The 12,927-nt window shown below is 44.2% G+C and carries 15 protein-coding genes; all 15 read right to left on the minus strand.

What is annotated here, in order from left to right:
• A partial coding sequence (locus tag ACO4PX_RS04425; protein WP_485571671.1) for a ribonuclease HII occupies window positions 1–478 on the minus strand: 478 nt, incomplete at its 3' end.
• A gap of 51 nt (window positions 479–529) precedes the next feature.
• Window positions 530–1,417, minus strand: coding sequence for a ribosome biogenesis GTPase YlqF (ylqF, locus tag ACO4PX_RS04430; RefSeq protein ID WP_485571673.1), 888 nt, complete (start codon window positions 1,415–1,417; stop codon window positions 530–532).
• A 9-nt stretch (window positions 1,418–1,426) separates the two neighbouring features.
• A complete protein-coding gene (gene lepB, locus ACO4PX_RS04435) occupies window positions 1,427–1,954 on the minus strand; it encodes a signal peptidase I (protein ID WP_007156142.1) in 528 nt (175 codons plus the stop codon).
• A 106-nt stretch (window positions 1,955–2,060) separates the two neighbouring features.
• Window positions 2,061–2,414 carry a 50S ribosomal protein L19 gene (gene rplS / locus ACO4PX_RS04440; protein WP_040648518.1) on the minus strand — a complete coding sequence of 118 codons (354 nt, stop codon included), beginning with the start codon at window positions 2,412–2,414 and terminating at the stop codon, window positions 2,061–2,063.
• 181 nt (window positions 2,415–2,595) lie between these two features.
• Complete coding sequence (gene trmD, locus ACO4PX_RS04445; RefSeq protein WP_485571675.1) at window positions 2,596–3,348, minus strand: tRNA (guanosine(37)-N1)-methyltransferase TrmD; 753 nt, start codon at window positions 3,346–3,348, stop codon at window positions 2,596–2,598.
• Window positions 3,345–3,869, minus strand: a complete 525-nt coding sequence (gene rimM, locus ACO4PX_RS04450; RefSeq protein WP_485571677.1) for a ribosome maturation factor RimM — start codon at window positions 3,867–3,869, stop codon at window positions 3,345–3,347. Before rimM ends, trmD begins: the two co-directional genes overlap by 4 nt.
• Window positions 3,870–3,920: 51 nt before the next feature.
• Window positions 3,921–4,148, minus strand: coding sequence for a KH domain-containing protein (locus tag ACO4PX_RS04455; protein ID WP_007156146.1), 228 nt, complete (start codon window positions 4,146–4,148; stop codon window positions 3,921–3,923).
• Window positions 4,149–4,174: 26 nt separating this feature from the next.
• On the minus strand, window positions 4,175–4,414 hold the full coding sequence (rpsP, locus tag ACO4PX_RS04460; RefSeq protein ID WP_007156147.1) for a 30S ribosomal protein S16: 240 nt from the start codon (window positions 4,412–4,414) through the stop codon (window positions 4,175–4,177).
• Window positions 4,415–4,602: 188 nt separating this feature from the next.
• Complete coding sequence (gene ffh, locus ACO4PX_RS04465) at window positions 4,603–5,982, minus strand: signal recognition particle protein (RefSeq protein WP_007156148.1); 1,380 nt, start codon at window positions 5,980–5,982, stop codon at window positions 4,603–4,605.
• Window positions 5,972–6,286: a helix-turn-helix domain-containing protein gene (locus ACO4PX_RS04470; protein ID WP_007156149.1), complete on the minus strand. Its 315-nt coding sequence runs from the start codon at window positions 6,284–6,286 to the stop codon at window positions 5,972–5,974. The genes ffh and ACO4PX_RS04470 overlap by 11 nt, the downstream gene beginning before the upstream one ends.
• Window positions 6,287–6,559: 273 nt before the next feature.
• Window positions 6,560–7,435 (minus strand): signal recognition particle-docking protein FtsY, encoded by an 876-nt coding sequence (gene ftsY, locus ACO4PX_RS04475; RefSeq protein WP_308580124.1) that lies wholly within the window; start codon window positions 7,433–7,435, stop codon window positions 6,560–6,562.
• A 9-nt stretch (window positions 7,436–7,444) separates the two neighbouring features.
• Window positions 7,445–10,708: a chromosome segregation protein SMC gene (gene smc, locus ACO4PX_RS04480; RefSeq protein ID WP_485571679.1), complete on the minus strand. Its 3,264-nt coding sequence runs from the start codon at window positions 10,706–10,708 to the stop codon at window positions 7,445–7,447.
• A complete protein-coding gene (gene rnc, locus ACO4PX_RS04485; RefSeq protein WP_485571681.1) occupies window positions 10,689–11,414 on the minus strand; it encodes a ribonuclease III in 726 nt (241 codons plus the stop codon). The genes smc and rnc overlap by 20 nt, the downstream gene beginning before the upstream one ends.
• Window positions 11,415–11,416: 2 nt before the next feature.
• Window positions 11,417–11,653, minus strand: a complete 237-nt coding sequence (gene acpP / locus ACO4PX_RS04490) for an acyl carrier protein (protein ID WP_183683992.1) — start codon at window positions 11,651–11,653, stop codon at window positions 11,417–11,419.
• A 98-nt stretch (window positions 11,654–11,751) separates the two neighbouring features.
• Complete coding sequence (gene plsX, locus ACO4PX_RS04495; protein ID WP_485571683.1) at window positions 11,752–12,780, minus strand: phosphate acyltransferase PlsX; 1,029 nt, start codon at window positions 12,778–12,780, stop codon at window positions 11,752–11,754.
• Window positions 12,781–12,927 lie beyond the last annotated feature (147 nt).

Genomic DNA, 12,927 nt, shown 5'->3' on the forward strand with positions numbered 1-12,927 from the left:
CCAGAACGCTGGCTGCCGCAATGGACAAAGACTTGGCATCCCCGTGAACAATAGGAATTTGGGGGATATCCACCATAGGAATCCTTACCGCATCATTTAGCATAAGGGAAGGGATAATAGAAAAGTTCTTCTCCATCTCCTCTATAGCCAGTCGCATAGCCTCATAAGTCGCCTGTAGGATATTGATTTCATCAATTCTTTCCGGAGAAACGATGCCAATTCCATAGGCTATCGCATTTTCCTTGATTTCAAGAAAGAGAGCTTCCCTTCGCTTTTCCGTCATTTTCTTGGAATCATTGAGAAAATAAAAAAGATGCTCTTTGGGTAAAATGGCGGTAGCCGCTACTACCGGTCCGGCTAATGGTCCTCTCCCTGCCTCATCAACTCCGGCAATAAAGGGAAGATTTGCATGTTCTTCCTCCAATTTCCACATTTCCTTTAAACGGGCTTCCTCTTTAAGTCTTTGTGCTTCTGTCATGCCTTGGCCTCATTTCTGTAAAGCGCTTCTTCCGAGCATTATCTTTCCACTTTATTCTACTGCTGAATCCTCATCCCCTTCATCAGACCACTTACCGGGATGCTCCAGGCTGATCTTCCCCAGTCTGCCACTGCGAAAATCATCTAAAATCAGACGGGAGACTCTGGTGTAATCCACATCTCCTCCCTTTTTGATACAGGCTCTTTTTACGGCAATCTTATCCATAATGGAAAGAGCCGCTTCCCCCTCCTCCGGCTCTATTCCATAACGATCCAGAATGGCTTTAGGATAGTAGCGGACAAGATATTTCAAGAAATAAAAAACCAGATCCTCTATTGGCAAAATATCATCATTGATGGAGCCAATCAGCGCCAGGTTATAGCCCACAATTTCCCGTTCAAACTTCGGCCAGGTAATTCCGGGAGTATCCAATAACTGTACATTTTTATCCAGCTTAATCCACTGATTTCCTCTGGTAACTCCGGGCTTATTCCCGGTTTTTGCAGTAGAACGACCTACAAAGGCATTGATAAATGTAGATTTCCCTACATTGGGGATTCCCAGCACCATAGCTCTAACCATTTGAGAGGAAATCCCTTTTTTTCTATTTTTTTCATAAAGAGGTTGAGAGGCTTCTTGAATCAATTTGCTTACTCTTTTTACACTGGCTCTGTTTCTGGCATCAATCCCTAAAGTAAAGAAGCCTCTTCTATGAAAGTCCTCCATAAAGAGCTTGCTGCGCTCGTCATCCGCCAAGTCCAGCTTATTAAACAATAAAATTCTGATTTTATCCTTAGCCAGCTGGTCGATTTCCGGATTTCTGGAGGAATTGGGACAACGGCTGTCAATAACCTCAACGATTACATCACATAAAGGCAAATCCTCTTTCATTTTCCGCTTGGCCTTTGCCATATGACCGGGATACCACTGTATCTTCATTTTTCCTCCTTAGCCAATCAAGGATATTTTCCGAAAAGGAAAAATCCTGAACCAAACCCTGCCTACAATCTGGCTCTCCTGTATATTTCCCATATTTTGAAAACGACTGTCCTCCGAAGAGTCCGTGTTATCTCCCAAAAGAAAATATTCATTTTCCCCCAGCTCCACCGGATTCTTGGCTACTCCCTCAAGGACAATGGGAGAAAGCTTGTCTGTTTCCAAAAGAGTGCCGTTGATATACACACGACCGTTTTGGATTATCACGGTTTCTCCGGGCAGTCCGATGATACGTTTTATATTGTTGGACTTATCCTTTTTTTGAAATAGCACCACATCATAGCGTTTAGGCTTTTTAAACTGGTAGAAGAATTCATCCACCAATACCGTATCTCCTGCAGAAAGGGAGGGCTCCATGCTGTGACCGGAAACTCTCGCCAAGGAGAAAAAGCTGTGCACCACAAACCAGGCCAAAGAAAGGATAACAATAAAATCCACTAAATTGCGAATCCATTTTTGCAGTATTGCTTGTTCTTTCATGGGGCTCCTATCTACTCCTTCCTTATGGAAATGCGGCAATTTTCACTCCTATAAGAATAGCACAAATATTAAAAAAGGTGTCCCCTGAGGAACACCGCTTTTACTCTTATTTTGCAGCCTTAACCTTAGCAGCCTTACCAACACGGTCACGAAGGTAGTTCAGCTTAGCTCTTCTTACCTTACCTCTACGAACCACTTCAATCTTCTCTACGAAGGGGCTGTGGATTGGCCAAGTCTTCTCTACACCTACACCGTTAGATGTCTTACGAATAGTAAAGGTTTCTCTGTTGGATCCACCCTGAATCTTCAGAACTGTTCCCTCGAAAACCTGAGTTCTCTCTCTGTTACCCTCTTTAATCTTGTTGTATACCTTTACGGTATCTCCTGTGTTGAAGTCTGCCAATGCTTCTTTTCTCAGCTGAGCATCTTCAATTCCCTTAATGATTTCATAATTTGACATTTCTTTGTCCTCCATAATGATTCCATGTTCATACACGTCTTGCGTCAGCGGAACATATGATACGGTTTTCGTTTTGTTCTATTACAAAACAGCCTTAATAAAATACCACAAAGCAGCTAGAATTGCAAGCAAAATCCTTGACTTTGCTTTATTTTTTCTCTAATCCGCTTTGCTTTTTCCTCTACTCTACTTTGATTTTTGATCTCTTCCGCTTCTTTTTTTCGATAAAAAGCTCCGGATTTTCCTCTCTATATTTCTCATATAACTCAGGTCTTTGTTCCTTCGTGACTCTAAGACTTTCTTCCCACCTCCACTGCCGGATTTTTTTATGATCTCCGGAAAGAAGAATCTCGGGAACCTCTCTATCCTGAAAGCTTCTGGGACGGGTATATTGGGGATATTCCAACAGTCCTTGGGAAAAGCTTTCCTCTTCAAAGCTCTCCTTTTTGTTTAAAACCCCATCCTGTAAGCGGGCTATGGCATCAATCATAATCACTGCCGGAAGCTCTCCTCCCGTAAGCACATAGTCTCCGATGGAGACCTCCTCTACCTCCAGAATATCCAAGGCTCTTTGATCTATACCTTCGTAATGCCCGCAAAGAAAGAGAATATGCTCCTCTTTGGCCAATTCCATGGCCATGCTTTGCTGAAATACCTTTCCCCTGGGTGAGCAGTAAATGACTCTATCCGGTCTTCCTTCTCTTCTTACCAAATCCTCAAAGGCGGAAACAATGGGCTGAACCTGCATTAACATTCCTGCTCCTCCCCCAAAGGGAGCATCATCCACATGGCCGTGGGGATCCTCCGTAAAATCACGAATATTTACGCAGTTTAAGGAGAGCTTCTCGTCCTCCATGGCTCTTTTCATAATGGAATGGGATAGGGCATTTTCAATCTGTTCCGGAAAAAGGGTAAAGACAGTAAATTTACTCATAGCTCCAGTAACCCTTCCATCAGATGAATGCCGATACGATTTTCCTTGATTTCATATACCACCGGAGGAATATGGGGAATCAGGTATTCCTTGTCTTTCCCTTCTACGGAAAACACCAGATTTGCCCCGGTTTCAATCACTTCCTTCACTTCTCCCAAGAGCTCTTTTCCCTCAATATAGACTTCCATACCGATATAATCCCCAAGGAAATACTCATTTTCCCCTAAAGGAAGAGCCTGCTCTCTAGGAATCATTAAAGATACGTTACGATATTTCTCCGCCATTTCCACAGAGTCAATCCCCTCTAATTGTAAAAGCAGGAATTCTCCCTGAAAGCGAACGGACTTGATTTTTCTGCTTTCAGAAAAGGAAGTATCCCGAAGTCCCTTACTTTCTCTTCGTAAAATCAATTCCTTTAATTGAGTAAAACGTCTTGGATCTTCCGTTGTGGGAAAAACCTTCATTTCCCCCTTTAAACCATGGGGTTTCAAAATCGTTCCTACTCGTAGCTCTTTTAACATCTTCCCTCCCCTAGCGTGAAGAAAAGGTATGCCCTAAGACATACCTTCTCCTTACTGAATATCGATGGATATTCTGAGATTTTGCTTGGATGCAGCAGCATTCATGACAGAACGGATCGCCTTGGCGATACGACCTGAACGTCCAATCACCTTTCCCATGTCTTGCTCATTTACGGAAAGAGTCAGGTGGATTTCTCCCTCCTTCTCTTCCATCTCAGCATGAACATCTTCAGGAAACTGAACCAATGCCTTTGCAATGGTTTCCAGTAATTCCTTCACGACAGCATCCTCCTTTAAAAGTAGACTTAGATGTCAAACTTCTTCAGAAGTCTTGCAACAGTTTCTGTTGGCTGTGCTCCGTTTTGTAACCACTTCTTTGTCTCTTCTGCGTCTACCTTAAATACTGTTGGCTCCTTAGTTGGATCATAGTATCCAAGCTCTGCAATGAACTTACCGTTTCTTGGGCTTCTGGAATCTGCCACAATAACACGATAGTAAGGTGCGTGAATCTGTCCCATTCTTCTTAATCTGATCTTAACTGCCATTTCTTTTCTCCTTTGTGTGTGTTTAGATAAATTTATTTCTACAGACTAGCTGTTGAAACGCTACATAAAATGCCTGATAAAAAACAAGTTTCCTATTCTTTAGAAGGTAATCCGCCTATTCTTTAAAAGGGGAGTCCACCTATTTAGAAGGGGAAATAATCTATTCTTTAGAAGGGGAGTCCATCTCTTTAGAAGGGAAATCCGCCTCCTCTTCCGAAGGGGTTCTTGCCCATTCCCATTCCCGGGAAACCTCCGTGCTTTCCCTTCATGGAACCGCCAAATTGCTTCATCATTTTCTGCATCTCTTCAAACTGTTTTACCAGCTTGTTGACTTCTGCAATATCCACTCCGGCTCCCTGGGCAATTCTTTTCTTACGGGAGGGATTCATAAGCTTCGGATTGGCTCTTTCCTTGAAGGTCATAGACTGAATCATGGATTTTACCTGCTTCATCTTCTTTTCGGAATCTTCCAGGTCAATCCCCTGCATAGCCTTGTTCATGCCGGGAAGCATCTTTAAGATCCCTGCGATTCCTCCAAGCTTTTGCAACTGATTCATCTGATCCAGGAAATCATCATAGTTAAACTGCCCCTTGGACAATTTCCTAACGGATTCCTTGGCCTTTTCCTCATCCATTTCGCTCTGGGCTTTTTCAATGAGGGAAAGTACATCTCCCATTCCCAGAATTCGACCTGCCATACGGTCCGGATAGAAGGGCTCTAAATCAGAAAGCTTTTCTCCCATACCCAAGTAGAGAATAGGCTGCCCGGTCATCGCCTTAATGGATAAGGCAGCTCCTCCTCTGGTATCGCCGTCGCACTTACTGAGAATTACACCATTTACGCCAACTTCTTTGCTAAAGCTCTCTGCCACATTTACCGCTTCCTGTCCGGTCATGGCATCCACGGTAAGGATGGTCCAATCCACAGGTACAGCAGACTTCATCCGCTTTAACTCTTCCATCAAAGCGTCATCAATCTGCAATCTTCCGGCGGTGTCCAAAATCAACAGGTTATAACCCTTTGCCTTGGCCTCCTCATAGGCCTTCTTTGCAATTTCTTCAGGCTTCACCTGATTGCCTAAGCTAAAGAAGGGGATAGAAAGCTTTTCCGCATTGACACGAAGCTGTTCAATAGCTGCCGGTCTGTAAATGTCACAGGCTACCAGTAAAGGCTTTCTATGCTGCTTTTGAAACTTCCCTGCAAGCTTTGCTGCAGTAGTGGTTTTTCCGGCTCCCTGTAAGCCCACCATCATCAAAACCGTGATTTCACTTTGGGGACGAAGCTTCAGCTCCGTATTTTCCTCCCCCATCATCTTGGTCAGTTCGTCCCGAACAATCTTAATCACTGTCTGGGCCGGACTTAAAGAAGAAAATACCTCTTCTCCGATGGCGGATTCCTTAACCTTGGCAATGAAATCCTTTACCAGCTTGAAGTTCACGTCTGCTTCCAACAAAGCCATTCGAACTTCCTTTAAGGCAAGGTTTACATCCTCCTCGGAAAGCTTTCCCTTTCCGGATAAATTTTGAAATATATCACTTAAACGATCGGATAAACTTTCAAATGCCATGAATGATTTCTCCTGCTAATGCTTTGATTTCCGCATCCCGTGCCTTGTTCTGAATTTCTTCCGCACAACGCCGTATACTAAGCCACTTTTCTGCCAGGTGAAGATTCTCTTCGATGAACTTTAACTTTTCATCCGCCTTTCGAAATACCGCCTGGGCTGCCTGCCTGGTGATACCCATTTCCAAGCCAATCTCCGTAAAGCTCATGTCTTCCAAAATATGGTATTCATAAATCTGTCTTTGCTTCTCCTTTAACAGGCCGGAATACAGCAAAAACAGGTTTCCCTTTTCCACAAAAGCTTCCATACTTCACCTCACGATATAGTAAAATAACAAAAAAGTTACCTACTGTCAAGCTTTTTTGTTGACAGCATAAAAGCAAAGGGCTGTAATATTTCGTGTAATAGAATTTATATATGCAGTATAGGTCTGAAAAAAGGGGTAATCTGAGCCCGTCAGTACTTACTGAAAGCGAAGCTTGAAGTTAGTACTGCTACGAGGCGAGGTTAGCGAGAGCGTGCCCCACTTTCAGACCTATACTGCATATATACCATTACAAAGGATTACTGCCCCTTTACCTTAATGCAGGTCAAAAATGTCCTCTACGTACTTCTTGGCATCGAAGCGCTGGAGGTTCTCCACTTTTTCCCCGGTGCCCATGTATTTTACTGGAAGGCCCAGTTCGGCCTGTATGGATAGAGCCATACCGCCTTTCGCGGTGGAGTCCATCTTACTTAAGATTACACCGGTTACCTGGCTGCATTCTTTAAAAAGCTTTGCCTGGCTCATGGCGTTCTGGCCTGTGGTGGCATCCAAAACCACCAGGGTTTCTCTATAGCCTTCCGCAAATTCCCGGTCGATGATGCGGTTGATTTTTCCAAGCTCCTGCATCAGGTTTTTCTTATTGTGCAGTCTACCTGCGGTATCAATAATCAAAACATCCGCATTTTTTGCCTTAAAGGACTGAAGAGCATCAAAAACTACCGCCGCGGGGTCGGAACCTTCCTTTTGGTGAATAACATCCACCCCTACACGATTCCCCCATTCCACCAGCTGTTCAATGGCTCCGGCACGGAAGGTATCCGCCGCCGCAAGGATAACCTTCTTTCCTTTTTTCTTTAAATGATAGGCCAGCTTTCCGATAGAGGTGGTTTTTCCTACACCATTTACGCCGATGACGGAGATAATGCTTTTCTCCTGCTCAAAGGCGTAATAGCCTTCCTCCACCATCATCAGATCCAAGATATAGTCCTTTAGAATCTTTTGCACATCCCGGGTCAGATTTACTCCCCGCTGATTGGCCTCATGCTTTACCGCATCAATAATACGCATGCAGCTGCTATAGGAAACATCACTGAGAATCATGGCCTCTTCCAGCTCTTCATAAAAGGCCTCATCAGCTACCTCATTGGATTGAAAAATATTATTCAGTATTTTGGTAAAAAAATTTGCCATGACGCCTCCTTATTGCAGCTGGTCTTCTACCAGGTCAACAGATACCAGGGTAGAGATACCCTTTTCCTGCATGGTAACACCGAAAAGTCTGTCTGCCCTTTCCATAGTCCCTCTTCTATGGGTAATGACAATAAACTGGGTGTTCTTAATCAAATGATGCAAATACTCCGCAAAGCGTACCACATTGGAATCATCCAGTGCCGCCTCTATCTCATCCAACAGACAGAAGGGAGAAGGCTTCAGACTTTGCAAGGCAAAAAGCAGGGAAATAGCGGTAAGCGCCTTTTCTCCTCCGGAGAGCTGCATCATATTTTGTAACTTCTTTCCGGGAGGCTCCGCCACAATACGAATGCCGCTTTCCAGTACATCCTCTCCCTCTTCCATTTCCAGTCTTCCCTGTCCTCCTCCGAAGAGAACCCGGAAAACCTTGTTAAACTCCACTTGAATCTTGGAGAAATTTTCATGGAACTGCTTCCGCATCCCTCGATCCAGGTCGGCGATAATCTCCTGCAAAGATTTTTCGGAAGTAAGAAGATCCTCCACCTGCTGATGCAGAAAGCTGTAACGCTCCGAAACCTCTTCAAATTGCTGAATACTGTCAAGATTTATGGGGCCAAGGCTCCTGATATTTCCCTTCATCTCCTGAATTTCCTTGGAAAGCGCAGGATCTTCGCTAAGCTCCTCCCGATAATACTGTTTCACCTCGGAGAACTGTAATCCGTACTCTTCCAAAATATACTGGGCAGACTTGGCGCTTTGCTCCTCTAATTTTTCCTTTTGATTTTCTAAACGAAGAGCTTCCTTTTCCTGATTTAACTGAGCCTCTGCAAACTTCTCTTTTTCCGCAAAGTATGCCTTTTGTTTTTCGGCAATCTTTTGCTTCTGCTCCTGAATTCTTTGCAGACTTTCCTTTCTATCGGAAAATGCTTTTTCTCCCAAAGAAAGCTTTTCTTGCAATTTTTGGATTTCCTCCTCCTGATGCAGTACGGATTCCTTTGACTGCTTTTCCGCCTCCTCCAGATCAAATTGCTCGGCAAAAAGCTTTTCCAAAGCATCGCTGTAGCCATGCATCTGCTCTGTCAGAAAATCCGTCTTGGTGGACAGGGTTTGATACTCCAACTGCATCTTTGCTTGAAGCATAAGCTCCAGCTCGGAAATACCCTTTTCTTGTTGATGCCGTTCTTCTTCTTTTGCGGAGAGCTCCTGTTCCAGCCTATTGCAGGCCTTCATCTTCTCCTCTACAGACTTCCGAAGAGTGTTGCAGGCTTCCTTTCCCTTCTCAATACCCTCCTTAAGCTCTTCCATCTCTCTTTTTCTTCCCATAAGAGAGGAATTGTTTTTATAGGCACCGCCGGAAATAGCTCCCCCTGCCTGTAAAAGCTCTCCTTCCAGGGTAACTATCCTTAGGCTGTGATGATATTTCTTTTCTAATCTAAGAGCCTCCTCCATGCTTCTTACCAAAAGCACTCTGGACAAAAGGTAGTTCTCCAAGCCTTTACAAGAATCCGGAACCTTAATCAGATCTGCAAATACCCCGATCACTCCCGCTTCCTTCTTTAAGCTGTCATATTTTTCATCCCTGTTTTTTCTAAGGGAAGGCAATGGAAGGAAGCTGGCTCTACCCTGTCTCTCCCTTTTTAACTTTTCGATCAGTCGTTTTGCAGTGCCTTCATCTTCACAAACCAACTGTTGAAGACCGGAACCCAGGACTGTTTCCAGGGCTAATTCATAATCTTTGGGAACGGATATCAGCTCCGCCACCACGCCGATCAGGCCTTTTTCCCTAGCCTTTTCTCTCATACAGAAGCGAACCGCATTACCGAAGCCCTCATAACGCTCTGCAAGATTTTCCAGATTCTCAAGGCGAAGGCTTTGATTTTCCACCGCCCTCTCCTGAGCAGCCAAACGACTCTTTTCGGATTCCAGCTCCTGTCTTTTTTCCTGCAATTCCCGGGAGAGCCCCTGCATACTTTGGAGTAAAGACTGAAATTTTTCCCGGGCTTTTTTCAGCTCCTCCTCTTTTTCCTGAAAGGCTAAAAACTGCTCCCCAAGATTTTCTTCCTCTTCCCCTGAAAGCTTTGGAGCTTCTTCAAAGGCAAAATTGTTTCCAAAGCAATTTTGTATGGTCATTTCCGCTTCCTTAATGGTGGAACGGATAAAATCCACATCCAGCTGTACCTCTGCCTTATCCTTACTAAAGGGAAGCAGGGAGGAAAACTGTTCCTGCATAGCAAATAAAGTAGCCGCCAAATCCTCCATTTTCCCGAGAAGCTGACTACTTTCTTCCTTTAACTTTTCAATTTGATCCTGAAAATGCTTTTTACTGCTTTCTTTTCCGGAAATATCCTCTCGAAGCTGAGAAATCCGGCGTTCTATCTCCGCCTTTTCCGACAGATACTGTTCTTCCCGCTGTCGAATCCTCTGTTCCTCCGCTTCTAAGGCTTCTCCCTCCCTTTCCATTTCTAAAAAGGCCTGGGTCAAACGATTTTGTTTCTCTTCCTCTTCCTTTTGAAAATAGCTTAAATTCTCGATTTTTTCCGCTAATTCCTCTAAGCCCTTCTCCGCCTCCTTCATTTCCAGAAGGAAAAGATTGGCTTCATAAAGTAAGAGCTTATCCCTAAGCTGTAAGTAATTCTTTGCTTTTCCGGACTGTCTCTCCAATGGGGCCAGCTGCTTTTCCAGCTCTGACAGGATATCCTGAATACGCTCCATATTAGCCTGCTCTTCTTCCAGCTTTTTCTGGGAAATGTCCTTTCTTCTTTTGAACTTAACAATTCCCACCGCCTCGTCAAAAAGGGCTCTTCGCTCTTCCGCTTTTCCGGAAAGAATTTTATCAATCTGTCCCTGTCCGATTAAGGAATAGCCTTCCTTTCCGATTCCGGTATCATAAAAAAGCTCGTGAATATCCTTTAAACGGCATTCCGCATCATTTAAGCGATATTCCGATTCTCCCGAGCGGTACAATCTTCTGCTGACGGTGATTTCCTCATAGGGAAGATTTAGAGCATGATCCGCATTGTCAAAGCACATGCTCACATAGGCATAGCCCTGGGCTCTCCTTAGGGCTGTTCCGGAGAAAATAACATCCTGCATGGAATTTCCACGTAGCTGTTTTACCTTCTGTTCTCCCAAAACCCAACGAACCGCATCAGAAATATTGGATTTTCCGGAGCCGTTAGGCCCCACGATCCCGGTAATACCGGGAGAAAAATCCAAAACAGTTTTATTGGCAAAGGACTTAAATCCTTGAATTTCAATAGACTTTAAATACATCCCCTGTTTCCACCTTTATTTTTTCTAATGCAAAATAGGCAGCCGCCTGCTCTGCCTTCTTTTTGGAGCTTCCCTCTCCGATACCGTACACCTCTTCATTTACCTTTACGGACACCTTGTAAAAACGCTGATGAAAGGGACCACTTTCCTCCAATAAATCATACTCCAGAGGATAATGCTTCGCCGTACAATACTCCTGCAACATGGTTTTCGCATCCTGGAAGAGGGTTTTATGCTCAATATCGGATAAAACCTTTCCCCGAACAAAGCCTTCCGCCTTTTCCATACCGCCGTCAAGATAAATGGCACCAATCACCGCTTCCAATGCATCGGATAAGACGGAATCCCGAAATTGAATCCCCTCTCTTTCCTCTCCCTTTCCTAAAAGAAGATAAGAAGAAAGCTGTAGCGATTTTGCCACCACAGCCAAAGCCGATTCACATACCAATGCCGCCCGAAGCTTGGTCATCCTTCCTTCCTGAATCACCGGTTTCTTATGGTAAAGAAGGGTACTGGAAACCAGCTCCAACACCGCATCCCCAAGAAATTCCAGCCTTTGGTTGGAGGCTTCCTTGGGATGCCCCATCTCATTGGAATAGGAAGGGTGGGTTAAGGCGTGCAATAAGAGCTTTTGATCTTGAAAGTGGTACCCCAAATCCTCTTCCAGCTTGGTAAGAGACGGCGTACTGCCCATGTTTTCCATCATTTTTATTTTCCTAAAGCCTTTAAAATAGCTTTGTGTGCTTCACCAACGGTCTTAATCTGAAAGCTTGCCTCTTCGGGAATTTCAATACCGAACTCTTCTTCGATTCCCATGATAATCTGTACAATATCCAGAGAATCTGCATTTAAATCCTCTACAAAACGAGAATCTTCCGTAATCTCCTCTTTCTTTACATGCTGCAATTCTCTGGCAATGATTTCTTTTAACTTATCTAATTCCATAGTACTGTCCTTTCTATCATCTATGCTCTACAATATTCTCATATCATCACTACTTGTATGGAAAATGAAAACGCTATAGGACTATTGTCCTCTTTAATCTATTCTTCGCTTCTTTCCTCTTCTTTATCAGAGAAGTCTAAAGCAGCCGCAATTTTTTTGGTTAGGCCTTTTTCTGCAAATTCCTTGGCCTGTCGAATGGCTGTAGTAATCTCTACTCCGTCTGTATTGCCGTGAACTTTAACCACTAAGCCCTTTAGTCCTAAAATAGGAGCTCCACCGTAGCTTTTGGCATCAAATTTTGTCATTCTCTTTCGCAGGGCAGAAGAAATCAAAGCACCGCCTACCAAAGAAAGAGGGCCACCCTCTTTAATGCCGGACTTAATTTCGGAAAGAAGCATCTTTCCTACCCCCTCGTACATTTTCAAAACCACATTTCCCACAAAGGCGTCTGCCACCACTACGGAACAGTTTCCTTCCACAATATCTCTGGCCTCCACGGAGCCGATAAAGTTTAAGTCCTTTTCCTCCTTACACTTCTCCATGGCAGCTTTCACCAGAGCATTTCCCTTTTCTTCTTCCGCACCGATATTTACTAGGCCTACTGTTGGGGAGGGAACGCCCAGCATTTCCTTCATATAGATAGCACCCATCTTGGCAAACTGTACCAGCCACTCCGGATGGGCATCCACATTGGCGCCGCAGTCAGTAAGTAGAGTTACCCCCTGTCTTGTAGGCATTAAAGCCGCAAGGGGAGGACGCAATACCCCCTTTTCTCTTCCTACAATCAGCTGTCCTCCGGCTAAAATCGCTCCGGTGGAACCGGCAGATAGAAAGGCCTCCGCCTCTCCATCCTTTACCGCCTTCATTCCCCTAACAATGCTGGAGTCCTTTTTTCTCCGAATGGCCATAACCGGAGACTCATGCAAACTGATATTCTCGCTACAGGGAATAATCTCAATTCTTTCTTTATCATATTGGTATTTGGCACATTCTTCCTGAATGGCTTTCTCCTCTCCATAGAGAAGAAGCTTGGTATTTGGGCAGGAAGAAAGGCTGTCAATTGCCCCTTTTACAATGGCAGCAGGCGCTAAGTCCCCTCCCATGGCATCAATGGCTATACGAATCATATTCACCTCATCTGAAACTCGTTATTTCTTCTTAAGGAATCAGAAATATGATAGAGTATTCTTGATTTTCTGTCAATGTAAGCAGCAAGTCATGATGGAGTAAACTTATTGTCAGTTAACGAGCTTCAAAAATACACCTTGATAAAA

It is taken from the genome of Oribacterium sp. (genome assembly GCF_057249185.1).

What these genes read in the sequence shown, in the direction of transcription:
- ylqF (WP_485571673.1), bottom strand. Translation starts at nt 1,417, where the DNA reads ATGAAGATACAGTGGTATCCCGGTCATATGGCAAAGGCCAAGCGGAAA.
- lepB (WP_007156142.1), bottom strand. Translation starts at nt 1,954, where the DNA reads ATGAAAGAACAAGCAATACTGCAAAAATGGATTCGCAATTTAGTGGAT.
- rplS (WP_040648518.1), bottom strand. Translation starts at nt 2,414, where the DNA reads ATGTCAAATTATGAAATCATTAAGGGAATTGAAGATGCTCAGCTGAGA.
- trmD (WP_485571675.1), bottom strand. Translation starts at nt 3,348, where the DNA reads ATGAGTAAATTTACTGTCTTTACCCTTTTTCCGGAACAGATTGAAAAT.
- rimM (WP_485571677.1), bottom strand. Translation starts at nt 3,869, where the DNA reads ATGTTAAAAGAGCTACGAGTAGGAACGATTTTGAAACCCCATGGTTTA.
- rpsP (WP_007156147.1), bottom strand. Translation starts at nt 4,414, where the DNA reads ATGGCAGTTAAGATCAGATTAAGAAGAATGGGACAGATTCACGCACCT.
- ffh (WP_007156148.1), bottom strand. Translation starts at nt 5,982, where the DNA reads ATGGCATTTGAAAGTTTATCCGATCGTTTAAGTGATATATTTCAAAAT.
- ACO4PX_RS04470 (WP_007156149.1), bottom strand. Translation starts at nt 6,286, where the DNA reads ATGGAAGCTTTTGTGGAAAAGGGAAACCTGTTTTTGCTGTATTCCGGC.
- ftsY (WP_308580124.1), bottom strand. Translation starts at nt 7,435, where the DNA reads ATGGCAAATTTTTTTACCAAAATACTGAATAATATTTTTCAATCCAAT.
- smc (WP_485571679.1), bottom strand. Translation starts at nt 10,708, where the DNA reads ATGTATTTAAAGTCTATTGAAATTCAAGGATTTAAGTCCTTTGCCAAT.
- rnc (WP_485571681.1), bottom strand. Translation starts at nt 11,414, where the DNA reads ATGATGGAAAACATGGGCAGTACGCCGTCTCTTACCAAGCTGGAAGAG.
- acpP (WP_183683992.1), bottom strand. Translation starts at nt 11,653, where the DNA reads ATGGAATTAGATAAGTTAAAAGAAATCATTGCCAGAGAATTGCAGCAT.
- plsX (WP_485571683.1), bottom strand. Translation starts at nt 12,780, where the DNA reads ATGATTCGTATAGCCATTGATGCCATGGGAGGGGACTTAGCGCCTGCT.